The sequence below is a fragment of the Mesorhizobium sp. W016 genome, from assembly GCF_054719485.1.
Map to the genome: position 1 here is coordinate 2,443,409 of NZ_JBTTIF010000002.1, position 25,139 is coordinate 2,468,547.

A 25,139-nucleotide genomic window follows, 5' to 3' on the forward strand; every position below is an offset into this window, starting at 1 on the left:
ACAACCTGTCATACAGGTTTAAGGGAGAGACATGCAGGATCCGACGGAGGCAGCGGCTGAGCCGAATCCCGGCCTTGTGAGCACGGCGATCCAGGCAATCACCCAGCACATCCGCTCGGAGGGCCTTGCGGCCGGCGATCCGCTGCCCAGCGAAGCGGCCATGACGCGCCAGCTCAATGTCTCGCGAACCGTCGTGCGCGAAGCGTTCCGGTCGCTTTCTGCAATGCGCCTGATCGACATGAGCGCCGGGCGCCGCGCCACCGTCGCCAAGCTCGACACCGGCGCCATGTCGATGGTGATCGAGCACGGCATCACCACGCAGCAGATCAGCGTGCATCAGGTCTATGATGTCAGGCGCACGATCGAGATGCGCACCGTGGCGCTGGCGGCGCTCCGCCGCACCGAGGCGGAAGCCGCGGCAATCGCGCAATCCGCCAGGCTGATGCGTGAGAATTTCCAGCACCCTGAGATCGTCATGGAGCACGACATCGCCTTTCACGAGGCGATCGCGGCGGCCTCGCACAACCCGGTCTTCTCGCTGATCGTCACCGCCTTCAGCGGGGTCACGCGCCGCACCTGGGTGATCGGCTGGCGGACACGCTCCTCCAGCGAAGACCAGCTCAAGATGATCAAGGGGCACGAGGACATAGCCGAGGCGATCCTCAAGGGCGATCCGCGGCTCGCCGTCGAGCACATGGCGCAACATTTCGACAAGAGCGTCAAGGCGCTCCTCGACGCGGGAATCGCCTGACATGAAGATCACCGCGATCGAGACCATTCGCATCGAGGAGCGGCCCAACCTTCTCTGGGTCGAGGTCCATACCGACGAGGGCATCACCGGGCTCGGCGAGACCTTCTTCCTGTCGCGCACCGTCGAAGCGTATCTGCACGAATATGTCGCGCCACGCGTGATCGGCCGCGATCCGCTCGAGATCGACCTTTTATCCGCCGACCTTGTCGGCTATCTCGGCTTCCGCTCCAGCGGCGCGGAGGTGCGCGGAAATTCGGCCTTCGACATCGCGCTGTGGGACATTTTCGGCAAGGTCACAGGCCAGCCGATCGCTCAGCTTCTGGGTGGCTTCAGCCGTCGCTCCATCCGCACCTACAACACCTGCGCCGGCACCGAATACATCAAGGACGCCAAGGGCCAGACGACGGCCAATTACGGCATCGGCGCCGGGCGCGACTACGACGATCTCAACGGCTTCCTCAACCGCGCCGGCGAGTTGGCCGAGGAACTGCTCGAGGACGGCATCACTGCCATGAAGATCTGGCCGTTCGATCACGCCGCCGAAAAGACGCGTGGCAATGACATCTCGGCGACCGACCTGAAATCGGCGCTGCAGCCGTTCGAGAAGATCCGCCGCGCCGTCGGCGACAAGATCGACATCATGGTCGAGTTCCATTCGATGTGGCAGCTTTTGCCGGCCATGAAGATCGCCGGCGCGCTGAAACCTTATGCCACTTATTGGCACGAGGACCCGATCCGCATGGACAGCCTCGGCGACCTGAAACGCTACGAGGCGGTGAGCCCGGCGCCGATCTCGGCCTCCGAGACACTGGGCAGCCGCTGGGCCTTCCGCGACCTGCTCGAAACCGGGGCTGCCGGCATCGTCATGCTCGACATCTCCTGGTGCGGCGGCCTGTCGGAGGCGCGCAAGATCGCCGCGATGGCGGAGGCCTGGCGACTGCCGGTCGCGCCACATGACTGCACCGGTCCGGTCGTGCTCGCCGCCTCGACGCATCTGTCGCTCAATGCGCCCAATGCGCTGGTGCAGGAGAGCGTGCGCGCCTTCTACCGCACCTGGTACCGGGACCTGGTGACGGCGCTGCCGGAAGTGAAGAACGGCATGATCACCGTGCCGCCTGGACCGGGCCTGGGGCTGGCGCTCAACCCCGACCTCGGCAAGGCCTACACCGTCCAGCGCCGCGTCTCCGACAAGACCGACATCTAGGAAATCCAAAGGGAGGAATTGAAATGAGAAAACTGACTGCAACACTTCTGCTTGGCGTCGCTATCTTCGGCGCCCAGACCGCCGCGCGTGCCAACGGGTTGAACATCGTCTTCACCCACCATTCGTCGGCATCGAACACCTTCTGGCAGGCGGTGAAGAAGGGTTTTGACGACGGCTGCGCCAAGGTCGAGGCCAGCTGCAACATGGTCTTCACCCAGACCGAGGGTTCGATCGAACAGCAGGTCGCCAACATGCGCGCGGCCCTTGCCGCCAAGCCCGACGCGCTGCTGACCTCGATCGTCGACGACCATGCTTTCGATGACGTCATCAAGGAGGCGCGCGATGCCGGCGTGCTCGTGATCGCCGTCAATGTCGACGACACCGAAGGCGCCAAGGGCAATGCGCGCCAGGCCTTCGTCGGGCAGGGCTTCAAGCCGGCGGGCTATTCGCTCGCCAAGGCTATATCCGAAAGCTTCCCGGAGGATGGCCCGATCAAGGTGCTGGTTGGCATCTCGGCGCCCGGCCAGAACTGGTCCGAGAGCCGTGGCGCCGGCGTGATGCAGTTCCTTGAGGAATACAAGGCGGCGCATGCCGACCGCGATGTGTCGTGGGAGCGCATCGACAGCGGCACCGACCTTGCCGTCACCTCCGACCGCGTCGGCGCCTATCTCAACGCCCATGCGGACACCACCGCCTATTTCGACACCGGATTCTGGTGCGCCGGTGTCGCCCGCGTGCTGCAGGATCGCGGCGTAGCGCCGGGCAAGGTCCTGCTCGGCGGTTTCGACCTGGTGCCCGAAGTGCTGCAGCAGATGCAGAAGGGCTACGTGCAGGCGCTGGTCGACCAGCAGCCCTACATGCAGGGCTTCATGCCGGTGATGGAGGCCTATCTCAACAAGAAGATCGGCCTGGCGCCTTCCGACATCGACACCGGCCAGGGCATCGTGCGGCCGAACGAAGCCGATGCGATCATGGCGCTTTCCGCCCAGGGAATGCGCTGACAGCGCAGCGCCGATGAGCGGTTTTGCATCGGCGGCGCCCGCGCGCCGCCGATGCCTCAACAGAAGTTCGAATTCCTGGAGCCTGACGTGAAGCGTCTGTTCAAGACCTATCTCGAAAAGCCGGAGCTGGCCGGTCTGATCCTGCTCTTGCTGCTGATCATCGTGTTCCAGATCCGCTCGCATGGCGTGTTCCTCAACCAGGACAATCTTCGCGGCATTCTCGGCATCCTGCCGGAGGCCGGCCTTGTTGCCATCGGCGTCACCATCCTGATGATCAGTGGCGAGTTCGACCTCTCCGTCGGCTCGGTGTTCGCGCTGATGCCGATGACGATGGCGGTGCTGATGGTGCACGACGCCCCGTTCCCGCTGGCGCTGCTCGCCGGACTGCTTGTCGCAGCCGCCATCGGCTTCATCAACGGCTACATCACCATCCGCTTCGCCATACCGAGCTTCATCACCACGCTCGGCATGCTGTTCATGGCGCGCTCGCTCACCGTCGTCGTTTCGGGCGGCTTCCCGCCGCTGCTGCCTGCCGACCTGCCGAACTGGCTGTTCACATCCTTCGTGGGCCCCGGCAACATGTTCCGCATGTCCTTCCTCTGGTTTGCCGGCATTGCGGTGCTGACCTCGCTGATGCTTTCGCGCACCAATTTCGGCAACTGGATCAAGGCCACCGGCGGCTTCCCGCCGGCCGCCGCCGCGATGGGGATCCCGACCACCAGGGTCAAGATCATCTGTTTCATGCTCTGTTCGATGCTCTCCGGCTTCGCCGGCATGCTGCAAGTGCTGCGGTTGGGCTCGCCCTTGCCTTCGATCGGCGAGGGCATGGAACTGCAGGCGGTGGCGTCCGCCGTCATTGGCGGCGCTTCGCTCGCCGGCGGTATCGGCACCGTGATGGGCGGCATCATCGGCACGACGCTTATCCGCGTCATCGATAACGGCCTCGTGCTCAGCCATGTCGACGCCAATTGGTTCAAGTTTGCCATCGGCTTCCTGACCATATTCGCCGTCGTCGCCAATGCTTGGATGCGCAAGCGCGCCAAGGCCATCAAGATGGAGGATTGAGCGATGGCCGACGCGATCATCTCCGTGCACAACCTTCACAAATGGTATTCCGGCGTCCATGCGCTGAAAGGGGTGACGCTCGACTTCACCCGGGGCGAGGCGCTTGGCCTGGTCGGCGACAATGGCGCCGGCAAATCGACCCTCATCAACATCCTCTCCGGCGTCCACACGGCGGATCAGGGCGAGATCAAGGTCGAGGGCAGGACTGTCCGCATCGCCAAGCCGCGCGATGCGATGGATCTCGGCATCGAGACGATCTACCAGTACAATTCCATGGTACCGACCATGTCGATCGCCAGGAACCTGTTCATCGGCCGCGAGCCGACCCGGTTTTCGGTCTTCGGCGTCGGCTTGCTCGATCAGAAGAAGATGGCCAGCGAAAGCATCCGCGCGATTGCCAATGTCGATCTGCACCTGCGCTCGCCGGATGCCCTTGTCGGCGAGCTTTCCGGCGGCCAGCGGCAGGGCGTCGCCATCGCCCGGGCAATGCATTTCAAGTCGAAGGTGATGATCCTCGACGAGCCGACCAACCATCTCTCCGTCAAGGAGACGAGGAAGGTGATCGGCTTCGTGCGTGGCCTGAAAGAGCAAGGCATCACCGGCGTCTTCATCAGCCACAACATGCATCATGTCTTCGAATGCTGCGACCGCGTCGTGGCGATGGCGCGCGGCGAAATCGTGCTGGACAAGCGGGTCGCGGAGACCTCGATCGATGAAGTCCACGGCGTTCTGTAAGAGGTGGCGGCAATGAAAGCCCTTGCCGATCGCGTCGTGCTTCTGACCGGCGGCCTTGGCTCGCTCGGCCGTGCCCAGGCGGTGACGCTGGCGCGGGCCGGCGCGCGCGTGCTGGTGCTCGATCGCCCCAATAGCGAAGACGGGCCAGGGATTGCCTCGGAAATGGCCGCGCAGACAGGCGGCAACGTCGCCTTTGTCGGCTGCGACCTCAACCGGCTTGCGGAGGCGGAGGCTACGGTGGCGGCGCTGGCGGCGAGGGAAGGGGGCATCGACGTCTTGATCAACAACGCTGCCCTGATCATCAACCGGCCGTTCGAAGAATTCTCGCTGACCGAGTATGAGGATCAGATCCGTGTCAACTCTTCGGCCGCCTTCGCCTTGGCGCGGGCCTGCGCGCCGGCGATGAAGGCGAAGGCCTATGGCAAGATCGTCAATTTCTGCTCCATCACGCTCAACGGCCGCTGGGACGGCTACGTGCCCTATGTCGCGTCCAAGGGCGCGATGCTGGGTCTGACCAAATCGCTGGCGCGGGAGCTTGGGCCGCACGGCGTCCGGGTCAACGCCGTGTCCCCGGGCGCGGTTGTTTCGGAGGCCGAGGCGCGGGTGTTCGGCGACCGGCTGGCGCAATACAACGAGTGGATCCTGGAGAACCAGGGTCTCAAGATGCGCATCGAGCCGCATCACGTTGCCGATCTCGTACTGTTCCTCGCATCGCCCGCCTCGGACATGATCAGCGGCCAAAATATCGCTATTGACGGCGGTTGGTAGGGGTGGCCGGCCTCCTGGAACTGCGCGACGACCGCGCCCGTCTGGTCCTGGCGCCGCAAAAGGGCGCGGCGATCGCCCGCTTCGATGCACTGGTCGGCGGCGCAACGGTGCCGCTGCTCCGCCCCGACGATGGCACCGGCGCCTCCGGCTGCCAGCTTCTGGTTCCCTGGTCGAACCGCATCTCAGGCGGCGGTTTCGCCTTCGACGGCCGCTTCCATGCGATCGGGCCGAACGTGCCGGGGGAGGCCTTTCCAATCCATGGCGACGGCTTCCAGAGGGAGTGGCGGATTGCCAGCCACAGCGCCACCGAGGCGGAACTGGTCCTCGACGCCGGTGAAATCGGCCCCTACCGATATACGGCGCGGGTCGCCTATGCGCTGCATGACGGAGCCTTGGATGCCACGCTCACGGTGGAGAATCGCACCGGCATTCGCCTGCCTTACGGGCTCGGCTTTCATCCGTGGTTCCCGCGCAGCGCCGGAACGACGCTCGAGGCGAAGGCGGCGCGGGTCTGGCTGGAGGACAAGCATCATCTGCCGGTCGGCGTGGCGCCAGTGGCCGATTACCCCGCGTGGAATTTCTCGAACGCCTCCCTGTTGCCGCGGAGCTGGGTCAACAACGCCTTCGACGGCTGGGACCGCCGCGCCAGGATCACCCGGCCCGAGGACAGGATCGCCATCTCGCTCACCGCCTCGCCATTGCTCGACGTCTTCATCCTCTATTCGCCGTCGCAGGATGCCGATTTCTTCTGCTTCGAGCCGGTGTCGCATACCGTCGATGCGCATCACGGCAAAGGGCTGACCCCGCTTGAGCACGGCGCTACGCTGAGTGCAAACATGCGCCTCGATTGGCGTTCCGCTGCTTCGCTCTGATGCGTCATGTGCACACCCACTCGCGGATCTTGCATTTTTGTCCGTTCCGCTCGCAAGCCTGCAGTGTCAGGTCTTCGGCATCCCGGCGTGTTTGCGCCGTCTCGGCGCCCCAACTGGTCAGCCGCCCTTCCGGCTTCTCGCCTACGGCGAGGGCGCCGCAATGCTTGTAGGGAAAGCCGGTATTGTCGTCATCGTCCCAATGGCGATGATTGCGGAATACGCTGACCACGGCGCAGCTGCCGCCGCCGGCGTTCTGGCAATGCTTCAGCGCGATGTCCATCGCCTCCTGCCGCTTGTCGGCGCCCCAAAAGAAGCCGTGCTTCTCGTCGGGGCTCGAATAGGCGATCGCCGCCCAGATGCCTCTCTCCTCCTGGGCCGGCGGCTCGGGCACGTCCGCCGCCGGGGCTAGGTCCGCCGCGCCCAGCCGCCCGGCGCAAAGCAACAGCATGCCGATCGCCGCAATGGCGGAATTCACCCTCATTGTACGCCTCCTTGTTTACCTGCTGCCGAGGCCACGGAAATGACGACGCAGCTGTTGCCGGTTGGCAGCAGCATCGCGTTGCCCCCTCCATTGGCCAGTTCATAGACGCTGATTTGTCCAAGATTGTTGGCGAGCTTGCTGTCTTTCGGAAGCAGGGCCGGAACATCGGCGCAATTGGCCGCGAATGGCGCCACCCTGACCATCGTACCTTCGCAAACGGATGCGGTGGGTGCCGCGAACACCAGACCTGCCGCCGGGCCGCTGTAGCCCTGTGTAGCGTAGTTCATGCCGACCAAGGCTTCCACGAGGTGTTTGTCGGGGGCCTCGTTGTTCCAGATCGACTGGACGCTGTACGTCGTGCCGGTCGTCAGCATCTGCCCAAGGGCTGGGAAAATGTTGGAACAAGACTGCAAGCCTGCCTCTTTGGCGTGTTGCAGAAATGGCGTCTCGGCCAGGGCCGGATTGGGCTGGTTGGTCTCCGCGACCGCCGGCTGCGGCAGTAAATTGTGGAGCAGGTCGTAGCGCATGGCCGCGAAGCCGGCCGTGGCGACGACGGCAATGGCGAGCAACGAGAAGACAGCGGTCCTCGCGCGGTTTCGTTGCGGTCTGCTCCGGTCTTCGATGCCGACCCGGACAGCATCCTTTCCCTGGTTGCGGGACATTATCCGGTCATGGATCGATTGCTGGTTCATCGCGATTGCCTCGTCAATTGATCGCCGCAACGGCCGCGGCCAAGCCCTTGAGGGTCGCGGTTACGTTGATCGTCCTGCCATCCGTGGTCGGGAAGGAGATGACGGATGCCGCGGCCTTCGAAATCTGTTCGCGCATGATCGGACCAACCGGCAGCATGCCGACGCAGACGGCCTGATTGCATCCGTCGAGTTGAATTTTTATCGGCTCCTTGCGCCCCTCGAATGTCAGCGAGACAGGAGCGTCGCTCTTGGCGATCGGCGGGGCGCGCAAGATCATGTAGGGGTTGCCTTCCTTGGTGGCGGCAAGCGACCAGCTGAACGCAACCTGTCCTGCCTGGTCCTCGATGATCTGGGTGACATTGCAGACCTTTTGGCGCGCCTTCAGGTTCTCGTCGCAGATCAGCGTCCAGTTCTCGAACGGACGGGTGGTCCGTTGATATTCGCCAAGCTTCGCATCCGCAGGGATCGCTACGTCGGAAGGTTTTACCCTGTAGCCGGAAGGGATTGCTTCCTGCCCGGCCGCTAACGGGCCGGACAGGAGCATTGACGTCATGGATATCGCGACAGCAAGGACTGCCTGCCTGATCATGGCCGGGCTCTAGTTCAGCGTAAGGCTGACGCCCGCGCCGACACCCCAGTGTCCGCCTGCCGTCGTACCGGACAGGTTCGCTCGAACACGTCCTTCCTCGCTGGTGTAGCCGGCGCCGAAGGCCAGGGCGCCTTCACCGCGCCAATAGCCTCCGCCGGCGGCCACGCTCAGCTTGCCGGGACGATCGTCGTAGCGCAGCGAGCCGGCCGCCAAGCCGATTGCCGCAGCCTGGCGCGCCTCGCCCCTGACCTCTCCCATGTCCATGTTGAGCTGGCTGAGTTTGGAGTCCGCATACGCATTGGCTTGCTGCAGCGTGGTGGCCGCCACCTGGTTGGTGTAGTTCTTCGAATTGTCTAGGTTGAGTGCTAACCCGCTGTTGAACTGCTGAACATTGACCGCATCGGTGTTGGCAACGCCCGGCCCGACATTGTGGATGACCACCGGCGTGTTCGGGTCGCCGCCGGCAAGGGTAATCGAGTTGGACTTGTTGCCGTTCCCGTCCTTGTCGTACTGGACGGCGAACTGATTCAGGTCGCCGACGCTACCCTGCATGGCTTCGACCGCCTGGTTGGTGGCGAAGAGCTGGCTGCCGTTGATGGCGTCGGTGGAGGTGCCGCTGATCCGGCCCGCCGCGACATTGGTGACGGTGCGCTCGTTGCCGACGGTGCCGACGCTGACCGTGCTGGTCGGAGCTGTTCCGGCGAAGGTATAGGCAACGCCGTTGATCGTGGTGCCGGTGGTGGCGACCGCCGCCGCCGTCGTCGAGCCCGCGCCGAGCGCGACGCTGCCCGGCTCGTTGGCCTTTGCGCCGGCGCCGAGCGCCACCGCCTGCGCTCCGTTGGTGGTCGCGTTGGTGCCGAGGGCGATGCTGTCGGCCTGGTTGACCGTCGAATTCTGGCCGATCGCGATGCCTCCCGGCGCCGTCTGCTGCACGATGGCGCCGTTGCCGATGCCGATGCCATTGTCGCCATTGACGGTGGTGCGCGGACCGACCGCAACCGAATCGACGCCGACCGCGAGCGAATCCGCTGCCGTCGAATTGGCATGGAAGTACAGGCTCCCCGTCACCGCGAACGAGCTCAGCGCGCCCTTCAACTGGCGAAGCGTGACCGCGTCCTGGTCCTGCGTGCCGTCGGCCACGTTGATGATCTGGCGATAGGAGGTGGAGGTGCCGACCGAGACGGCGCCGAGCAGGCTCATGTCCGCGGTGTTGTAGGGAATGAGGCCGGTGCCGGAGAGGATCGACCCCGATACGGGCGCGACCGCCCGATCCGAAACCGAGCCGGCGCCAAGCGCCACGCCGCCGATGACGCTGGCCTGGGTGTCGCGGCCGAGCGCCAGCGCATTGTCGGCGCTCGCGGTCGCCTGGTAGCCCAGGGCGGAAGAGCCGATCCCTTGCGCGAAGGAGTCCGCGACGGCAAGCGTCCTGTCGTTGGTGCGCACATAGCGGATGCCGTCGCCATTGGCGTCGGTGTAGGCCAGCGAGGTGTCGCCGGCAATATTGCTGATCGAATTGCCGAGATTGGTGATGTCAGCAGTATTGGCGGCGATATCGGTGGTGTTCTGCGTCACCTGCTGGTTGGTCGCAAACAGCTGCGAGCCGTTGACCGCATCGGTCGAGGAGTTGCTCAACTGCCCGGCCGCGACGTTCTGGATCTGGCGTTCGGCGCCCACCGAGCCGACCGAGAATGCACCCGCGGGCGTCGCGCCGGCGAAGGTGTAGGCAACGCCGCCGATCGTGGTGCCGCCGACCGCCGTGGTCACGGTCGACACCGCATTCGCGCCGATCGCAACGTCGCCGGCATTGTTGGCCACGGCATTCGGGCCGACCGCAACGGAATCCGTCCCCAGGGCCTGGGAATCCGCCAGCGTCGAATTGGCATGGAAATACTTGATGCCGCCGCCGGTGCTGATGCTGTTGATTGTGTTGCCGAGATTGGTGATGTCGGCGGTGTTGGCGGCGATGTCGGTCGTATTCTGCGTCACCTGCTGGTTGGTGGCGAAGAGCTGCGAGCCGTTGATCGCGTCGGTCGACGAATTGCTGAGCCGGCCCGCCGCGACATTGGTGATGGTGCGTTCCGCGCCGACCGCGCCGACGCTGACGGTGCTTGCCGGCGTCGTGCCGGCGAAGTTGTAGGCGACGCCGCCGATCGTCGTGCCGGCGGTGCCGACCGCCGCGGCGGTTACCGAGCCCGAGCCGAGCGCCACGTCGCCGGCGTTGCTGGCGTTGGCGAGGGCGCCCAGCGCGATTGCATTCTGGGCGCCGGCATTCGCTCCTACGCCGAGAGCGGTCGCTTGAAAGGCGGTTGCAAACGCGTTCTGGCCGATCGCGGTGCTGGACGTGGCTGTGGCATTGGCGTTGGCACCGACGGCGGTGCTGTATTGGCCCGAGGCCTTGGAGATGTATCCCATCGCCGTTGCGTCAAGCGCCGATGCGACGGCGCCGCTGCCGAAGGCCGAGGCGTTGGCGTCGGAGGCGCTCGAATTGGTGCCGGCCGCGATGGCGTTTGTCCCCGTCGCGGTCGCGACTGGTCCGATAGCAACGGAGTCCGTGCCCGTTGCGGACGAGTCCGCCGCCGTCGAATTGGCGTGGAAATACTTGATGCCGCCACCGGTGCTGATGCTGTTGATCGTGTTGCCGAGATTGGTGATGTCGGCGGTGTTGGCGGCGATGGCCGTCGTGTTCTGCGTCACCTGCTGGTTGGTGGCGAAGAGCTGCGAGCCATTGATGGCGTCGGTCGACGAATTGCTGAGCCGGCCCGCCGCGACATTGGTGATGGTCCGCTCCGCGCCGAGCGCGCCGACGCTGACAGTGCTCGTCGGCGTCGTGCCGGCGAAGCTGTAGGCCGTGCCGCCGATCGTCGCGCCGCTGGTGCCGACCGCCGTCGCGGTCACCGAGCCCGAACCGAGCGCTACGTCGCCGGAGCTTGCCGTCGCCGTCGCGCCGTTGCCCAGCGCGACATTGCCGGCAAGGCCGGCTGCACCCGCCGTCGAGCCATTGCCCAGCGCCACGGAGCCTTGCCCGACGGCCTTGTTGTTGTTGCCGATGGCAACCGCGCCTGCGGCCTGGTTTGCGGCTGTGGCGGTTGCCGTGCCGTCGCTGTTGGCGATGTTGTTGGCGCCGCCGGTGAAGGCGCCGGTGCCGCTGGCATAGCTCGGATCGCCGATGGAGACCGCGCCGTTGCCGTAAGCCGTGTTGCCCGAACCGATGGAGACGGCCTTGCCGCCGGTTGCCACCGCATTGGTGCCCATGGCGACCGCTTCGGCCGAATCCGCCTTGGCGTTGTTGCCCACGGCGATGGCGCTCGTGGCGCTGGCGGTGGAGAGGGCGCCCAGCGCAACCGCATTCTGGGCGCCGGCATTCGCTCCTACGCCGAAAGCGGATGCTTGAACGCCGGTTGCAAACGCGTTCTGGCCGATCGCCGTGCTGGACGTGGCGGTGGCGTTTGCGTTGGCGCCGACGGCGGTGCTGTATTGGCCCGAGGCCTTGGATATGTACCCCATCGCCGTTGCGTCAAGCGCCGACGCGACGGCCTCACGTCCTACGGCAGCGGAATCAGCGCCGCTGGCGACAGATCCCCAGCCTGCGGCTGTCGCATAGTTGTTGCTGGCCGTGGAACTGGTGCCGAGGGCTGTGGAATTGCCTCCCGAAGCAACGGACAAGGTGCCCAAGGCATTGGCGCCTGCCCCGGTGGCACTGGCCTGGACGCCGAGGGCAACGGAATTGACACCGCTCGAGATCGTACCTTGGCCAAGTGCCATCGCTCCGCCTGTACCGGAGGCTGCCGCATTCAGGCCGATTGCGACGCCGTATTGGGTCGACGCACTGGCGTTGCTTCCCATCGCAACGGCATCGGCGGAAGATGCTTTCGCGGCGGTGCCGAGCGCGACGGCAGAAGCGCCGGAAGAGACCGAATTCGTGCCGATCGCGATGCTGTTGGGCAGTGCGGTGTTGGCCTGAACACCCGCCAGTGCGCCGACGCCGAATGCGATGGACTGGTTGCCCCAGGCACTGGCGGTGTTGCCCATCGCCGTTGCGCTCGTTCCGGTCGCTTTGGTCAGGACGCCTATGGCAACGGTGTTTTGCTGATTTGCCGTGACATCCGTACCAAGGGCGATGGCGCCCTGCGAGAGCGCGCCTGATCCCGCGAGGGTGCGCCCGCCAATGTTGACGGAGTTGATGCTGGTCGCGGTCGCCTGGAATCCTATGGCGACGGCATTCTGGTTGCTTGCGACAGCGCTGTTACCTTGGGCAATCGAATCCACGCCGGATGCCGTTGCCCCGAACCCGAGCGCGGTGGCGCGCAATCCGGTCGCCCGGGTAACAGGGCCGATCGCGGTCGAGTTGACTCCGTCGGCACGCGCATTATTGCCAAAAGCGGCCGCGCTTGTGGTTGCAACCGAATTGACGCCAATAGCGCTTGCTGCGTCCCCGTTGGCCTTGGCGTTCCCGCCCACGGCGAGGGCATTGACGCCGGTTGCGCCTGCGAAGACACCTATGCCTATGGAATTGAGGCCATTGACACCCATCGCATAGCCGATGGCGATCGTGCCGTCGCCCGTTGCACTGTTGGAACTGCCCAACGCCACGCTGTTATTGCCATTCGTCGCGGCGCCGTTACCGATGGCGACGGCGTTGCCGCCGGTCGCCGAACCGCCGCCAGCCTGATATTGTGCCTGGGCCGGTGTGGCGAGGCCGAGCGCGGCGAGCGCGGCCAGGCCGCCGAGCATGCTGGCCGGGCTCACACCACAGGCCAGAGCCGAACGCACGCTGGTGCCGCTTCCCAATGTTCCCAGACCCATATTCTTGCGACCGAATCCAAGAACCCGGTGAGCCATGCGCAGCACCGCCATCAGGCGGCGCCGCACCGAGCGGCTGTCGGCCGCACCCGCGATCCAGTTTCCGACAAAGCTTGAAGAAAGTTCGATCCTTCTCCGCCCCTCGACGCGTTTGGTCATGCTAGTTTTTCCTCGCAATTGCCGAGGCGCTCTGATGTGCCGCACCATTCGCCTCGGTGGCCAAAAAATCTTCGAAATTGCGCGTCTTCTCCCGCAACGAGAGACCGACCTTCGCGCCTTGTTTTTCAATCAGCTGATAGGCGCTCGCGACCCATGGCTGCGTCGGTTCTGGAACCGTATGCAGTGCAGCCTCCGTCCGTTCCGGCGGCAGGCTTACCGCCACCAGCGCGCGGCAGAGATCGAAATGAAATCCCGGATCGCCTTCACCACAAGCCGGAGAGGTCAGTCCAAGCACGAAACAGGCCAGGAGATGGTCGAGTTCCGCAGCGCTGATCCGGCTGGCGTATTGGCGTTGCAGTGCAGCCCAGGCCGCTTCGGCCTTAGGCGCGAAGACCTCGATTTCCGCGAATTGAATGTCCATGGGACAATCCGACATGCTGTATCATCTGGTTGCTCCCCCCGCCCCAAATGACTTCCATCGCGACCATGAGCACATTCGCGGTGCAGGTATTTTGGAATAATCCGGAATCTTTGTAGGAAAATCCGGTATTTGGTCCCTGCGCGACAACTGTGACTGCTCTGCCACACAACCTTCGACTATACTGAAGATCAATCGAGGTATCGCCGCGGACAATCATGCGCGCCGCAACAGTCGTTAACGTTGCAGCTTCACCTGCTTGGGGGTTCTGTTCCGGTATCTGGACATGGTGACTGTCAAGTGGCTCTGGTCCGAGAATCCACTGAGATGAGCGACTTCCGCAATCGACAGGTCGCTCTCGATGAGAAGTTTTTCGGCGAAATCGAGACGCAGCCGCAGCAGGTATTTGTGCGGCGGCTCGCCAAAGGTCTTGGTGAATGCCAGGATGAAATGGCTCGGCGAAAGGCCACAGAGTGCGGCCAACTCGGCCACCGCGATCTTGCTGGAAAAACTTACCTCCAGGAATTCGCGCACCCGCCGGGCGCTGCGGTTCGACAGACCGCCCTTTGGGGCTTGTGGCAACTTTCGCGCTCCTGCGTAGTTCCGAAGCAAATGGACGCCGAACATGGTGACCAACGAATCGACATAGAACTCGTTTGGAGTTTCCCGATCCGTCAGTTCCGCCTTCAGCAACTGCGCGAGTTGCAGCGCTTGGAAGTCGACGGTCCCGAACGGCGGCGGCTGAAGCTCGGCATGGCCGGTGTCGAATTCACGCGTTGCCAGCTCGAAGAGACTCTCGGGGGTGAGCGCCACGATTGCGCTTTCCGTGGTGGATGACCGGGTCACCTTGCCGCCGAGGTCGGCTGGGACGATCATGATCATGCCGACGTCGCCGTCGTATTCGTGGACTTTGTCGCTGCCCAGCGATGCCGCAATCCCTGGTGAGGGTGTAAGCAGAACCGAAGCGAAATGTTCCGCCGCTTTGAATGTGTGTGATCCCGGCCCATGAACGACATGAGCCGCGCCGCCTCGAAACGTGACCAGGTAGCGCCCCGCGCTTTCCGGAATTCCGTCGAAGATGCGACGATCCGCGCGCCGCCGCTCTGTCCCGGCGCTTTCCTGGACGTTGCCTCTATGTTGCATCTTCGTCTCTGCCACTGCTGCGCCGATCAATCCAATCCTGTGCTGTATCGAGGCGCCCAGAATTCACGTTTGCTCCTGGGCGTTCCTTCGAATCTTACAGATGCTGCTTTATATTGCAAAGAAGAATTTGAGCTCAAGCGAAATTTTACCAGGATTTTGACTATAAATTTACAGGTTTGAATTTTTAGCCAAGGCTACCTGACTATTTTCCGATCTTATCTTACCATTTTTAGCCTAGTTATTGTGCATAGTGCGCCGTCACAATCCAGCGTTGTATTCTGAATATAGATCGCGCGGCCATTGACAGAGCTGGTCGACTATCTGTCATCGCCACGGACGATCCAGCAGCAGTTATCGCCCGAACCATGGCTTCTTTCCCTTGTGCTTCTTCATGGCGGTGGCCAAATGGCCTTGATCCGAAAATCCCGCGAGGTAGGCGACTTCGGCGATGGCGACCCTCCGGGAGCGATCCAGGGCTGCGGACAGAGCATATCCCGCTCCCCCGCATGGTTGCTCTTCTGGGATTGGCATTTTCGGGGATTGTGTCGAGGGCGTGCCGATCGACCCGATCGGCGCCTGCGCTGCGTTCCTGAACCTCGCCCGCATTTTTCATTCAGCCTTGCCTCAGCCGCTTTGCCAGCCCATCGAAATTCCGTGCCGTGCAAACAGCCAACCCGGAAATCCGGACGGTAATTTGTATCCCCCATAGTCCTGCCCAAAGGCAGCGTAGCGCATCCCGCGGATAGAAAAAACATTGTAGGTGAAGAAAAAAGTTCGCGCGAGAAAAACATGGCCTGGCTTGGCCGGCGCTACGGAATTATCCGGCTCACGCAGGCCTGCTAAAGATCGCCTCGGCGTTTCTCGTACAGATCCCAGGACAGCTCGACCATGGCCAGAAGAACGTCTTCCTGGCTCCACCCGGCGGCAACCGCCGCCTCGACAATTCCGCGGACGAGCGGCAGCAATTGCCGCTCGCATTCGGCCGACAGGTTGGCCTCGGCGCCGTCGGCAGGCGGACTATCGAAATCAAACCCCACCATCGGCGTTCCCCCGCCATCAATGATCTAATGAAATGTATGTCTCTGCAATCATACTCCCGTCTAATATACATCAATCGGTAACGAAACACAGCAGCGTCGAGATTGACAGGGCATGGCCGCCCCGATTGCAGCGGCTCCATGGTTCGTCTGGACGTCTTTTTTGGCCTCCTGTTGCCGGCATTGCATATCTTGGATGCGAACCCCAGGCATTCGCGTAAAGCTATCGGAATCCTGGCGGGGGTTTGCCGCATGGAGCGGCGAACCTGCCGCTTCATGACATCGATGAAGTCGATCAGGTCACCGGGCCGAGCAGGACCGAGCCATCCGGCACCCCGCCATCGATCGGGATGGCTCTGCGGTTTGCGCCCGCCGCCATCGGCTGGCCGATGTCGGACGTCACGATGACCGGGCTCTTCGACGGCACGCGGTCGTAGAGGTCGATGATGTCCTGATTTATCAGGCGCACGCAGCCTGACGAGACGGATTTGCCGATCGAGTTCCATTCCGGCGAGCCATGCAGGCGGTAGAGCGTGTCGACGTTGTCGTGGAACAGGTAGAGCGCGCGGGCGCCGAGCGGGTTCTTGAGGCCGCCGGGCATGCCGCCGTTCTTGGCGCTGTATGCTTCCAGTTCAGGCTGGCGGGCAACCATCTCATCGGGCGGCGTCCATTTCGGCCATTTCTGCTTCCACTGGACGACGGCGTCTCCCGACCATTCGAAGCCGGCGCGGCCGAGGCCGACGCCGTAACGGATCGCCTGGCCGCCTTCGCGCACCAGATACAGGAAATGGTTGGTCGTATCGACGATGATGGTGCCTGGCCGCTGGCCGGTCGGATCGGGAACGATCTGGCGCAGGAACTGCGGGTCCATCTTCTTGATCGGGATGGCCGGGAGCTCGAACCCGCTGTCGGAAATCGGGCCGTACATCGTCGCATAGTCGCCGAGCGGCGGCTCGTCATAGGTCGGCGGTGGCGGTTCGACCGGCGCCGGCGTCGGTCCGGTGGTGGTGCAGGCGGAGACCGCAATCGAAGCGGCGCCAAGGGCTGCAGCATTCAGAAAGCCGCGACGGCTCAGGCGATACGGGTCGATTCCGGTCTTCAACATGGTTGCCTTTTTTAAGTCTCGAATCGCAAGAAAGCGTGAATGCCTTCAAGCGGCGCATTGGTCGGCCTCCCCCAATGCCTGACGCGATAGGCGGTTCCGATTCTGGCCTGAGGGTGGACAAACAAAGGCGAAGCTGTGACCGCCCTGCCACTGTTGCTCGAAGGCAACAGAGTGATCAGCCGCCGGTCAGCAGGCCTTCAAGCGACGGCAGGATCAGCGCCGGCGGGAAATCCCGGTATTCCTCGGGCTGGTTGGCGCGGTTGATCCATACGGTGCGAAAGCCGAATTTGGTGGCGCCGGCGACGTCCCAGCGGTTGGACGACTGGAATGAGACGGCGCCCGGATAGAGTCGCCAGCCCGTCGCCACCATGTCGTAGGTCGACGGGTCGGTCTTGAAGCGCCTGACGGCGTCGACCGAAAAGATATCGTCCAGCACCTGGTCGAGGGCGGCCGACTTGACCGCCGCTTCCAGCATCTCGGGCGAGCCGTTGGACAGGATTGCGAGCTTGGCGCCGGATGCTTTCAGCGCCTTGAGCACGGCCGGCACTTCCGGATAGCAGTCGAGCCGCCAATAGGCTTCGAGCAGCTTGGCCTTCAGTCCCTTGTCGGCGGAGGGAACCTTGAGCAGGGCGAAATCGAGCGCCTGTTCGGTGAGCTGCCAGAAATCGGCATAGCCGCCCATCAGCGTGCGCACCCAGGAATATTCCAGCTGCTTGGCGCGCCAGATTTCCGAAAGCAGCGGGCCGTCGGGGCCGATCTCGCCGTCGTGACGGCGCACGGCGGCGTGCACGTCGAACAACGTGCCATAGGCGTCGAAAACGTAAGCCGCGTAATGCATGGCGACAGTTTTGAGGGCAGGCGGCGCAAGGTGCAAGCATCGATTGTAGTCTTGATCGCTTTCTTGGGGCGCTCTGGCCTCAACAAATCCGCTCCATGCCGGTTGACGGCGCCGGTCAAAGCATCTTCCAATGCCTGGCAACAAACAGCTTTGAAGCGGAACCGAACAATGACACTGGCGACTGCGGCGCTATCGGCGACATGGACCTTCGTCGACGGCGACTGGTACGAAGGCAACGTCGCCATCCTTGGTCCGCGCAGCCACGCCATGTGGCTCGGCACCAGCGTCTTCGACGGCGCCCGCTGGTTCGAAGGCGTCGCCCCCGATCTCGAGCTGCATGCCGCTAGGGTGAACGCATCGGCGACCGCGCTCGGCCTCGCGCCGTCGATGACCGTCGACCAGATCGTCGGCCTGACCTGGGACGGGCTGAAGAAGTTCGACGGCAAGACAGCGGTCTACATCAGGCCGATGTACTGGGCCGAGCATGGCGGCTATATGGGCGTGCCGGCCGATCCGGCCTCGACCCGTTTCTGCCTCTGCCTTTACGAATCGCCGATGATCTCGCCGACCGGCTTTTCGATCACCGTGTCGCCGTTCCGGCGGCCGACCATCGAGACCATGCCGACCAATGCCAAGGCCGGCTGCCTCTATCCCAACAATGGCCGCGCCATTCTCGAAGCCAAGGGACGCGGCTTCGACAATGCGCTGGTGCTGGACATGCTGGGCAATGTCGCCGAGACCGGAACCTCGAACATCTTCCTGGTCAAGGACAGCCACGTGTTGACGCCGGCGCCCAACGGCACCTTCCTGTCCGGCATCACCCGCTCGCGCACCATGACGCTGCTTGGCGATTACGGCTTCAAGACCACGGAGAAGATGCTGTCGGTGCGCGACTTTCTCGAAGCCGACGAGATATTTTCGACCGGAAATCATTCCAAGGTCGTGCCGATCACCCGCATCGAGGACCGCGATCTGCAGCCCGGGCCGGTGGCCAAGAAAGCGCGCGACCTTTATTGGGAATGGGCGCATTCGACTTCCGCCGGTTGAGCCGCTAAAAGGCAATTGGCGCTTCATTCCGGAGTTGTTCCAGATCAATGCAGCCCTATCTTAATCCGGTATCCGCACCGGATTTTTCCATGAGGAGTATGACCGATGGCTTTTGAATTGCCCGCCTTGCCCTACGACTACGAGGCCTTGCAGCCTTACATGTCGAAGGAGACGCTGGAGTATCACCACGACAAGCACCACAAGGCTTATGTCGACAACGGCAACAAGCTGGCCGCCGAAGCGGGCCTTGGCGATCTGTCGGTCGAAGAGGTGGTCAAACAGTCGTTCGGCAAGAATGCCGGCCTCTTCAACAACGCAGCCCAGCACTACAACCACATCCATTTCTGGAAGTGGATGAAGAAGGGCGGCGGCGGCAACAAGCTTCCGGGCGCCCTGCAGAAGGCTTTCGCCGCGGATCTCGGCGGGTACGACAAGTTCAAGGCCGACTTCATCGCCGCTGGCACCACGCAGTTCGGCTCGGGCTGGGCCTGGGTCTCGGTGAAGGACGGCAAGCTGGCAATATCCAAGACGCCGAACGGCGAGAACCCGCTCGTCCATGGCGCATCGCCGATCCTCGGCGTCGATGTCTGGGAACATTCCTATTACATCGACTACCGCAACGCGCGGCCGAAATATCTCGAGGCCTTCGTCGACAGCCTCATCAACTGGGACCATGTCCTTGAAATGTACGAAGAGGCGAAAGCCTGATCGACCCAGAGAAGCCCCGGTACTCCGGGGCTTTTCTTTCTCAGCTGAAGCAGCAGGCACACAAAATTCGGCAGAATCCGGCCGGCGGACAGGGAATAATCCCGGCCCGCCCTCCGTTAACGTTAGGTCGCGACCCCTCATCATCCTGGAGCCAATTGAATGAGAAAGCTTGTTATCGCCATCTCTATGCTCAGCCTCGCCGCCTCGGCGGCTTTTGCCGACCCGATCCTCGACCGACAGGGACTGATGAAGGAACGAGGCAAGATCGTCGGCGGCCTGTCAAAAATCGCCAAGGGCGAGGCAGACTTCGATGCCGCCGCCGTGCTGACGGCGCTGCAGGCGCTGCAAGTCAATGCCGAGAAGTTCGATGTCGACACGCTGTTCCCGGCCGGCAGCGACAGCGGTGATACCACCGCCTCGCCCAAAATCTGGAAAGACATGGCGGGCTTCAAATCGACCGAAGACAAGTACCTCGCCGACGTCAAGGCCGCAGTCGCCGCCGCACCCGCCGATGTCGATGCGCTGAAGGCGCAGATCGATACGCTCGGCAGTGATTGCGGCACCTGCCACAAGACCTATCGGGTGAAGAAGAGCTGATCCCGGGCAATGCCCTTGTGGAAAAAATTTGTCGGCGTCGCCCTTGTCCTGGGCGTCGTCGGTGCGGGCGCCGGCTGGCTGTTGTCGGCGCCGGTCAAGCTCGACACTGGCACCCTGGCGCAGCTCGGCCCCGGCGACGCCGCCAGGGGCAAGCGCATTTTCAATGCCGGCGGCTGCACCTCCTGTCACGCCAAGCCGGGCTCGCAAGGCGACGCCCGTTTGCAACTGGTCGGCGGCCTCGAGCTCAAGACGCCGTTCGGCACCTTCGTGCCGCCCAACATCTCGCAGGATCCCAAGGACGGCATCGGCGCATGGACGGTCGAGGACCTTGCCAACGCCATGCTGAAGGGCGTGTCGCCGTCGGGCGAGCATTTCTATCCGGCCTTTCCCTACGCGTCCTACGCCCGCATGAAGCCGGCTGATATTGCCGATCTCTATGCGTTCCTGATGACGCTGCCGGCGGTCGCCGGCAAGGCGCCCGACAATTCCCTGACTTTCCCCTTCAACATCCGCCGCGGCCTAGGCCTGTGGAAGCGGCTCTATCTCAGCAAAGAGCCGGTGATTGCCTTTGCCGATGGCACGCCTGATCCGGTACTCGCCGGCCGCTATCTGGTCGAGGGGCCCGGCCATTGCGGCGAATGCCACACGCCGCGCGATGTCACCGGCGGCACCAGGAAGAGCCAGTGGCTGGCTGGCGCGGCGGCCGCCGAAGGCAGCGGCATCGTGCCGAACATCACATCGGGCGAAGGCGGGCTCGGTGACTGGTCGGAAGCCGACATCGCCAACTATCTCGAAACCGGTTTTACCCCTGATTTCGATTCGGTCGGCGGCGCCATGGTCGACGTGCAGCGCAACATGGCCGAACTGCCGCCGGAAGATCGCGCGGCAATAGCCGCCTATCTCAAGGCGGTGCCGCCGCATCCCAACGGCTACCCGGTGCGCAGCAAGCCGGCCAAGTGATCCCGGCCACAGGTGGCCATCTACAGGTGGCGATCGCCGAGGAAGTCGAAGCCCGTCTCGAAGAAATGGCTGTAATTGCAGGTCAGTTCCTCGCCGGGTGCGATGTCGCGCAAGGCATAGGTTTCCTCGGGCGAGGAGACGTCGCAATTCGGTTCGTCGTCATGGTTCATGTAGCGGGCGTCGTCGGCTTCGAAGACGATGTAGTTCGGATCCCGGCGGTCTGGATAGGAATAACGGTCGAGATAGTTCTTCACCGGGCCGCTCTCGCCTTCATAGGTCTCGACGTCGATGATCCGGTCGAATCTGGGGTCGAGCTTCCAGACCAGCGTGCCCTTGGCAATGTGGTTCCTGGCGAAAACCCCGATGCCCTGGATCGGTGATTTCTCGAGATAGGTGTCGACGAGCAACATAGTGGCCCCTTTGCGTATGTCATGGTCTGGAAGGTGGCGCGCATTGGGTAGCGCGCAGCCATTGCAAATGCGAGTGAAAATGAGCAGCCTGGAATTCAAAAAGTGACGAAAGGCGCGCCTCGACGGGCGCGCCTTTCGCATCGACATCAGCGCTGCTGCAAGGCCAGACGGACGCCTAACGCGCAGTAGATGCCGCCAACCACCTTGCCTTGCCATTTCACCACCGACGGATTGCGGCGCAGGAACGTGCCGAGCCGGCCCGCACTCACGGCAAAGACGACTGTGCTGAAAAGGCCGAGCAGAACAAAGATTATGCCCAGCGTCATCAGCTGGAGCATCACCGATCCGTTTTCAGGCCGCACGAACTGGGGCAGGAAGGCGAGGAAGAAAAGCGCCGTCTTTGGATTAAGCACTTCGGTCAGGACAGCTTGACGAAACGCCTTGCTGGCGGAGATCGCGAGTGCGCCGGCAGTAGGGTCGGCCGGTATTCTCTCGATGATTGCGCGGATGCCGAGGTAAACGAGATACGCCGCGCCGATGTATTTTACGACGCTGAACAGCGTTGCCGAAGTGGCGATGATCGCCGAAATGCCGACCATCGCCATGATGGTATGGAACACATCGCCAGCCGCGACGCCCGCGCCCGTCGCGACGCCAACCCTGGTTCCGGAACTCGTCGCTCGCGCGACCGTCAAAAGCGTGGCTGGGCCTGGAATAAACACAAAGCCAAGCACAACCGCTATGTAAGCCGTCAAGGTGGATAGATCGATCATTGCGACGCCTCCGTTGCATTCTCAGCCTTGCCCGTAACCCCGGGTTCGGGCTTGGCCGTAACCTTGAGCGCGAAGGAGTAGGTATAGGCGATCTCCTCCAGCCTTGAAAAGCGGCCGGAGGCGCCGGCATGGCCGGAATCCATGTTGATCTTGAACAGCACCGGATTGTCGCCGCTCTTGCGCTCGCGCAGCCGCGCCACCCATTTGGCCGGCTCCCAATAGGTGACGCGCGGATCGGTGAGGCCGGCCAGCGCCAGGATCGGCGGGTAGTCGTGATCGGCGACATTGTCATAGGGTGAGTAGGCGGCGATCGTTTGGTAATCTTCCGCCGACGCGATCGGGTTGCCCCATTCCGGCCACTCCGGCGGCGTCAGCGGCAAGCTTGCGTCGAGCATCGTGGTCAGCACGTCGACAAAGGGGACCTCGGCAACGATGGCGCCGAAATTTTGCGGCGCCATGTTGGCGATCGCACCCATCAGCATGCCGCCGGCCGAGCCGCCTTGCGCGACGATGCGGTCGTGTTGGGTGTAACGCTCGGCGACGAGATGCTGCGCGACGGCGATGAAATCGGTGAACGTCTTCATCTTGTGCGCCCGCTTGCCGTCGTCATACCAGCCATAGCCCTTGTCCTTGCCGCCGCGGACATGGGCGATGGCAAAGACAAAGCCACGGTCGACCAGCGAGAACCAGTTGGTGTTGAACGCCGCCGGGATGGCAATGCCGTAAGAGCCGTAGCCGTAAAGCAGGCACGGTGCGGAGCCATCGAGCGGCGTGTCGCGGTGATGCAGGAGCGAGACCGGCACCAGTTCGCCATCGGCGGCCGGCGCCATCAGCCGGCGCGTGACATAATGATCCGGATTGTGACCGGACGGCACTTCCTGGGTCTTCAGCAGCACACGCTCGCGGCTGCGCATATTGTAGTCGAAGACCTGCGCCGGGGTCGTCATCGACGAATAGGTGAAGCGCATGATCTCCGTGTCGTATTCATAGGACCCCGACAGGCCGAGCGAGAACGCCTCTTCGTCGAACGAGATCAGATGCTCCTCGCCGCTGCGGCGATCGCGCACGACGATGCGCGGCAGCCCTTCCTTGCGTTCGAGCCTGACCATATGATCCCTGAAGCCGACCACCGACAGGATCAGCCGGCCTGGCTCGTGCGCCACCAGCTCTTCCCAGTTGGCGCGAACCGGGTCATCAGCCGGCGCCGTCATGATCTTGAAGTCCTTGGCGCCGTCGGCATTGGTGAGGATGAAGAAGATGTCGCCGCCTTCTTCCAGATCATATTGCAGGCCGGTCTCGCGCTTTGCCACCAGCTTTGGCTCGGCGAAAGGCTCATCGGCGCGCATCAGGTGATATTCCGAGGTTTCGTGGTCGTTGATCCCGATCATGATCCATTCGTTGGAGCGCGTGCCGCCGACATCCATGAAGAAGCCGGGATCGGTTTCCTCATAAATCAGCCGGTCATTAAGGGGGCTGCCGCCGAGCGCGTGGAACAGCACCTTGGACGGGCGATGATTGTCGTCGAGCCTTGTGTAGAAGAAGCCGTCATCGGCGGCATTCCAGACGCCGCCACCACTGGTGGCCTCGATCTGGTCGCTCAGTTCCTTGCCGCTGGTGAGATCGCGCACGCGAAGTGTGAAGAATTCAGAGCCCTTGTCGTCGAACGCCCACAACAGCTTGCGGTGATCGGCCGAATGGTCGACGCCGCCGAGGCGGAAATAGGGCTTGCCCTCGGCTTCCGCGTCGCCATCGAGCAGGATCTGCTCATCGCCGCCATCGCGCGGCATGCGGAAATAGCGGGGCTGTTCGCCGCCAAGCTTGAAGGATGAGCCGTAAGCATAGGGGCCATCCTTCATCGGCACCGTGGAATCGTCTTCCTTGATGCGCCCCTTCATCTCGCCGAACAACTGCTTCCGAAGCTCTAGCGTATCGGCCATAAGCACTGCTTGATAGGCGTTTTCGGCTTCGAGATGGGCGCGGATGCGGCCCTCAAGCAGGGAAGGGTCCCTGAACATCGCCTGCCAGTTCTCGGCCCTCAGCCAGGCATAGTCATCTGTGCGGGTAATGCCGTGATGCGTGTCGAAGACGGGGTGTTTCTCGGGGCTCGGCGGGCTGGCGGTCGGAAAAGCTGAGGTCTTGGTCATTGCGTCTCACTGAAGAAATTACTTGAATGGCAAATGAACACGCCGATCAGCGCGGGTTCAAGGGCCGGGATGTATTGGTTGCGGCGGGCTCGGGAGATGAGCCAAAAGGAGAGGATGATGAATTTCCATATCAACACCGCTGCGGCTCTCGCCGTCGTCGCTTCGACCGTTCTGGCTTTCACCGGCCAGTCTCATGCAACCGCGTTCGCCGCTTGGCAAGTGGCTGGCGTGCCGTTCGGCGACACGCTCAACGTTCGCAAATATCCGTCCGGCACCTCGCAGAAGCAGGCCGCCTATCCCAACGGGACGATCCTGCAGATGACCGGCAAGTGCACCGGCGGCTTGAATCTTCTGGAGATCGCCGGCCAGCCGCACTGGAAGCAGAAACAGGCAATTCGCTATCAATGGTGTCAAGTTTGGCACGACCCGGCGCAAAACGGTGGTTTTGTTAGTGGCTGGGTCTATGGAAAATACCTCACGCCGTATTGAATCCGGTCAGACCGAAGATATTCTTCGGCGTGTTTCGCCAACGCTTTGCAACTTGCGGTTTGGTACGAATCCGACAATCAGCCGCCCAAACCTCGAAGCATAGACCAAGCATCGCTGCCCACTTTATGAGTCCTTGCTGATTTAGCGGTGGTGTGACCTTACGTCATGCTAGTCCTGGTCCGACCAGAAAATATCGCGAAGTTACAGAGTGCACGAAAGATTGAAGCTGAAGAGCGACTATTCGATGAATATCGTTGAATATAGCGCAAGATGCGAATTGACTTACTTTGTCTGTGGGCTCATTAAGATGCCCGGACGCGAATCCATGAAGCTCTTCCCGCGTGAAATTCGCG

The 25,139-nt window shown here is 62.9% G+C and carries 24 protein-coding genes; 12 read left to right on the plus strand and 12 right to left on the minus strand.

The window, feature by feature from the left end; all coding sequences use genetic code 11:
- Positions 1 to 31: 31 nt before the first annotated feature.
- The 7 genes from ACYG9V_RS12085 to ACYG9V_RS12115 all read left to right on the plus strand — a co-directional run bounded on the left by ACYG9V_RS12085 (position 32) and on the right by ACYG9V_RS12115 (position 6,396).
- Positions 32 to 751: a FadR/GntR family transcriptional regulator gene (locus ACYG9V_RS12085; protein WP_023732047.1), complete on the plus strand. Its 720-nt coding sequence runs from the start codon at positions 32 to 34 to the stop codon at positions 749 to 751.
- Between the two features lies 1 nt (position 752).
- On the plus strand, positions 753 to 1,955 hold the full coding sequence (locus ACYG9V_RS12090; protein ID WP_023732046.1) for a mandelate racemase/muconate lactonizing enzyme family protein: 1,203 nt from the start codon (positions 753 to 755) through the stop codon (positions 1,953 to 1,955).
- A gap of 23 nt (positions 1,956 to 1,978) precedes the next feature.
- Positions 1,979 to 2,956, plus strand: coding sequence for a sugar ABC transporter substrate-binding protein (locus ACYG9V_RS12095; protein ID WP_352763017.1), 978 nt, complete (start codon positions 1,979 to 1,981; stop codon positions 2,954 to 2,956).
- A gap of 87 nt (positions 2,957 to 3,043) precedes the next feature.
- On the plus strand, positions 3,044 to 4,021 hold the full coding sequence (locus tag ACYG9V_RS12100; protein WP_023702213.1) for an ABC transporter permease: 978 nt from the start codon (positions 3,044 to 3,046) through the stop codon (positions 4,019 to 4,021).
- A gap of 3 nt (positions 4,022 to 4,024) precedes the next feature.
- Positions 4,025 to 4,756 (plus strand): ATP-binding cassette domain-containing protein, encoded by a 732-nt coding sequence (locus tag ACYG9V_RS12105; protein WP_023692780.1) that lies wholly within the window; start codon positions 4,025 to 4,027, stop codon positions 4,754 to 4,756.
- 12 nt (positions 4,757 to 4,768) lie between these two features.
- The gene (locus tag ACYG9V_RS12110) at positions 4,769 to 5,524 is read left to right on the plus strand and encodes an SDR family oxidoreductase (RefSeq protein WP_023692781.1); all 756 of its coding nucleotides are present in this window, start codon (positions 4,769 to 4,771) and stop codon (positions 5,522 to 5,524) included.
- A 2-nt stretch (positions 5,525 to 5,526) separates the two neighbouring features.
- Complete coding sequence (locus ACYG9V_RS12115; RefSeq protein ID WP_352763015.1) at positions 5,527 to 6,396, plus strand: aldose 1-epimerase; 870 nt, start codon at positions 5,527 to 5,529, stop codon at positions 6,394 to 6,396.
- A 4-nt stretch (positions 6,397 to 6,400) separates the two neighbouring features.
- Here ACYG9V_RS12115 and ACYG9V_RS12120 read toward each other — a convergent pair whose 3' ends face one another.
- The 9 genes from ACYG9V_RS12120 to ACYG9V_RS12160 form a co-directional block, all read right to left on the minus strand.
- Entirely contained in the window at positions 6,401 to 6,877 is a 477-nt protein-coding gene (locus ACYG9V_RS12120) for a DUF4189 domain-containing protein (RefSeq protein WP_023687219.1), read from the minus strand.
- Complete coding sequence (locus tag ACYG9V_RS12125) at positions 6,874 to 7,569, minus strand: hypothetical protein (RefSeq protein WP_023727661.1); 696 nt, start codon at positions 7,567 to 7,569, stop codon at positions 6,874 to 6,876. The genes ACYG9V_RS12120 and ACYG9V_RS12125 overlap by 4 nt, the downstream gene beginning before the upstream one ends.
- 13 nt (positions 7,570 to 7,582) lie before the next feature.
- The gene (locus tag ACYG9V_RS12130) at positions 7,583 to 8,158 is read right to left on the minus strand and encodes an invasion associated locus B family protein (RefSeq protein WP_023670757.1); all 576 of its coding nucleotides are present in this window, start codon (positions 8,156 to 8,158) and stop codon (positions 7,583 to 7,585) included.
- 9 nt (positions 8,159 to 8,167) lie between these two features.
- Positions 8,168 to 13,117 (minus strand): YadA-like family protein, encoded by a 4,950-nt coding sequence (locus ACYG9V_RS12135; protein ID WP_352763013.1) that lies wholly within the window; start codon positions 13,115 to 13,117, stop codon positions 8,168 to 8,170.
- A 1-nt stretch (position 13,118) separates the two neighbouring features.
- Positions 13,119 to 13,538 (minus strand): hypothetical protein, encoded by a 420-nt coding sequence (locus ACYG9V_RS12140; RefSeq protein ID WP_023687221.1) that lies wholly within the window; start codon positions 13,536 to 13,538, stop codon positions 13,119 to 13,121.
- 234 nt (positions 13,539 to 13,772) lie between these two features.
- On the minus strand, positions 13,773 to 14,708 hold the full coding sequence (locus tag ACYG9V_RS12145; RefSeq protein ID WP_348524528.1) for a helix-turn-helix transcriptional regulator: 936 nt from the start codon (positions 14,706 to 14,708) through the stop codon (positions 13,773 to 13,775).
- A gap of 809 nt (positions 14,709 to 15,517) precedes the next feature.
- Complete coding sequence (locus ACYG9V_RS12150) at positions 15,518 to 15,718, minus strand: hypothetical protein (protein ID WP_023684556.1); 201 nt, start codon at positions 15,716 to 15,718, stop codon at positions 15,518 to 15,520.
- 292 nt (positions 15,719 to 16,010) lie between these two features.
- Positions 16,011 to 16,820 (minus strand): L,D-transpeptidase, encoded by an 810-nt coding sequence (locus ACYG9V_RS12155; RefSeq protein ID WP_352763010.1) that lies wholly within the window; start codon positions 16,818 to 16,820, stop codon positions 16,011 to 16,013.
- Between the two features lie 175 nt (positions 16,821 to 16,995).
- On the minus strand, positions 16,996 to 17,658 hold the full coding sequence (locus tag ACYG9V_RS12160; RefSeq protein WP_023673689.1) for a haloacid dehalogenase type II: 663 nt from the start codon (positions 17,656 to 17,658) through the stop codon (positions 16,996 to 16,998).
- 168 nt (positions 17,659 to 17,826) lie between these two features.
- On the opposite strand from ACYG9V_RS12160, the gene ACYG9V_RS12165 reads away from it, so the two are divergent.
- The 4 genes from ACYG9V_RS12165 to ACYG9V_RS12180 all read left to right on the plus strand — a co-directional run bounded on the left by ACYG9V_RS12165 (position 17,827) and on the right by ACYG9V_RS12180 (position 20,970).
- A complete protein-coding gene (locus ACYG9V_RS12165) occupies positions 17,827 to 18,705 on the plus strand; it encodes a branched-chain amino acid aminotransferase (RefSeq protein ID WP_352763009.1) in 879 nt (292 codons plus the stop codon).
- A gap of 105 nt (positions 18,706 to 18,810) precedes the next feature.
- Positions 18,811 to 19,413, plus strand: a complete 603-nt coding sequence (locus ACYG9V_RS12170; RefSeq protein ID WP_352763008.1) for a superoxide dismutase — start codon at positions 18,811 to 18,813, stop codon at positions 19,411 to 19,413.
- Positions 19,414 to 19,572: 159 nt separating this feature from the next.
- Positions 19,573 to 20,010, plus strand: a complete 438-nt coding sequence (locus tag ACYG9V_RS12175; protein WP_023684552.1) for a c-type cytochrome — start codon at positions 19,573 to 19,575, stop codon at positions 20,008 to 20,010.
- A gap of 9 nt (positions 20,011 to 20,019) precedes the next feature.
- Positions 20,020 to 20,970 (plus strand): cytochrome c, encoded by a 951-nt coding sequence (locus ACYG9V_RS12180; protein WP_352763006.1) that lies wholly within the window; start codon positions 20,020 to 20,022, stop codon positions 20,968 to 20,970.
- A gap of 20 nt (positions 20,971 to 20,990) precedes the next feature.
- On the opposite strand, the gene ACYG9V_RS12185 is transcribed toward ACYG9V_RS12180, so the two are convergent.
- From ACYG9V_RS12185 to ACYG9V_RS12195, 3 genes are all read right to left on the minus strand, one after another.
- A complete protein-coding gene (locus tag ACYG9V_RS12185; protein WP_023673684.1) occupies positions 20,991 to 21,380 on the minus strand; it encodes an SET domain-containing protein in 390 nt (129 codons plus the stop codon).
- Positions 21,381 to 21,526: 146 nt separating this feature from the next.
- Positions 21,527 to 22,153, minus strand: a complete 627-nt coding sequence (locus ACYG9V_RS12190) for a LysE family translocator (RefSeq protein WP_023692796.1) — start codon at positions 22,151 to 22,153, stop codon at positions 21,527 to 21,529.
- Positions 22,150 to 24,297, minus strand: coding sequence for a S9 family peptidase (locus tag ACYG9V_RS12195; RefSeq protein ID WP_352763004.1), 2,148 nt, complete (start codon positions 24,295 to 24,297; stop codon positions 22,150 to 22,152). The genes ACYG9V_RS12190 and ACYG9V_RS12195 overlap by 4 nt, the downstream gene beginning before the upstream one ends.
- A gap of 114 nt (positions 24,298 to 24,411) precedes the next feature.
- Between ACYG9V_RS12195 and ACYG9V_RS12200 the strand changes: the two genes are divergently transcribed.
- A complete protein-coding gene (locus tag ACYG9V_RS12200; protein WP_023702200.1) occupies positions 24,412 to 24,786 on the plus strand; it encodes an SH3 domain-containing protein in 375 nt (124 codons plus the stop codon).
- Positions 24,787 to 25,139 lie beyond the last annotated feature (353 nt).

Bases quoted from the DNA above. Each gene is read 5' to 3' on its own strand.
- ACYG9V_RS12085 (WP_023732047.1), top strand. From the start codon at position 32: ATGCAGGATCCGACGGAGGCAGCGGCTGAGCCGAATCCCGGCCTTGTG.
- ACYG9V_RS12090 (WP_023732046.1), top strand. From the start codon at position 753: ATGAAGATCACCGCGATCGAGACCATTCGCATCGAGGAGCGGCCCAAC.
- ACYG9V_RS12095 (WP_352763017.1), top strand. From the start codon at position 1,979: ATGAGAAAACTGACTGCAACACTTCTGCTTGGCGTCGCTATCTTCGGC.
- ACYG9V_RS12105 (WP_023692780.1), top strand. From the start codon at position 4,025: ATGGCCGACGCGATCATCTCCGTGCACAACCTTCACAAATGGTATTCC.
- ACYG9V_RS12110 (WP_023692781.1), top strand. From the start codon at position 4,769: ATGAAAGCCCTTGCCGATCGCGTCGTGCTTCTGACCGGCGGCCTTGGC.
- ACYG9V_RS12120 (WP_023687219.1), bottom strand. From the start codon at position 6,877: ATGAGGGTGAATTCCGCCATTGCGGCGATCGGCATGCTGTTGCTTTGC.
- ACYG9V_RS12125 (WP_023727661.1), bottom strand. From the start codon at position 7,569: ATGAACCAGCAATCGATCCATGACCGGATAATGTCCCGCAACCAGGGA.
- ACYG9V_RS12130 (WP_023670757.1), bottom strand. From the start codon at position 8,158: ATGATCAGGCAGGCAGTCCTTGCTGTCGCGATATCCATGACGTCAATG.
- ACYG9V_RS12135 (WP_352763013.1), bottom strand. From the start codon at position 13,117: ATGACCAAACGCGTCGAGGGGCGGAGAAGGATCGAACTTTCTTCAAGC.
- ACYG9V_RS12140 (WP_023687221.1), bottom strand. From the start codon at position 13,538: ATGGACATTCAATTCGCGGAAATCGAGGTCTTCGCGCCTAAGGCCGAA.
- ACYG9V_RS12150 (WP_023684556.1), bottom strand. From the start codon at position 15,718: ATGGTGGGGTTTGATTTCGATAGTCCGCCTGCCGACGGCGCCGAGGCC.
- ACYG9V_RS12155 (WP_352763010.1), bottom strand. From the start codon at position 16,820: ATGTTGAAGACCGGAATCGACCCGTATCGCCTGAGCCGTCGCGGCTTT.
- ACYG9V_RS12160 (WP_023673689.1), bottom strand. From the start codon at position 17,658: ATGCATTACGCGGCTTACGTTTTCGACGCCTATGGCACGTTGTTCGAC.
- ACYG9V_RS12165 (WP_352763009.1), top strand. From the start codon at position 17,827: ATGACACTGGCGACTGCGGCGCTATCGGCGACATGGACCTTCGTCGAC.
- ACYG9V_RS12170 (WP_352763008.1), top strand. From the start codon at position 18,811: ATGGCTTTTGAATTGCCCGCCTTGCCCTACGACTACGAGGCCTTGCAG.
- ACYG9V_RS12175 (WP_023684552.1), top strand. From the start codon at position 19,573: ATGAGAAAGCTTGTTATCGCCATCTCTATGCTCAGCCTCGCCGCCTCG.
- ACYG9V_RS12180 (WP_352763006.1), top strand. From the start codon at position 20,020: ATGCCCTTGTGGAAAAAATTTGTCGGCGTCGCCCTTGTCCTGGGCGTC.
- ACYG9V_RS12185 (WP_023673684.1), bottom strand. From the start codon at position 21,380: ATGTTGCTCGTCGACACCTATCTCGAGAAATCACCGATCCAGGGCATC.
- ACYG9V_RS12190 (WP_023692796.1), bottom strand. From the start codon at position 22,153: ATGATCGATCTATCCACCTTGACGGCTTACATAGCGGTTGTGCTTGGC.
- ACYG9V_RS12195 (WP_352763004.1), bottom strand. From the start codon at position 24,297: ATGACCAAGACCTCAGCTTTTCCGACCGCCAGCCCGCCGAGCCCCGAG.
- ACYG9V_RS12200 (WP_023702200.1), top strand. From the start codon at position 24,412: ATGATGAATTTCCATATCAACACCGCTGCGGCTCTCGCCGTCGTCGCT.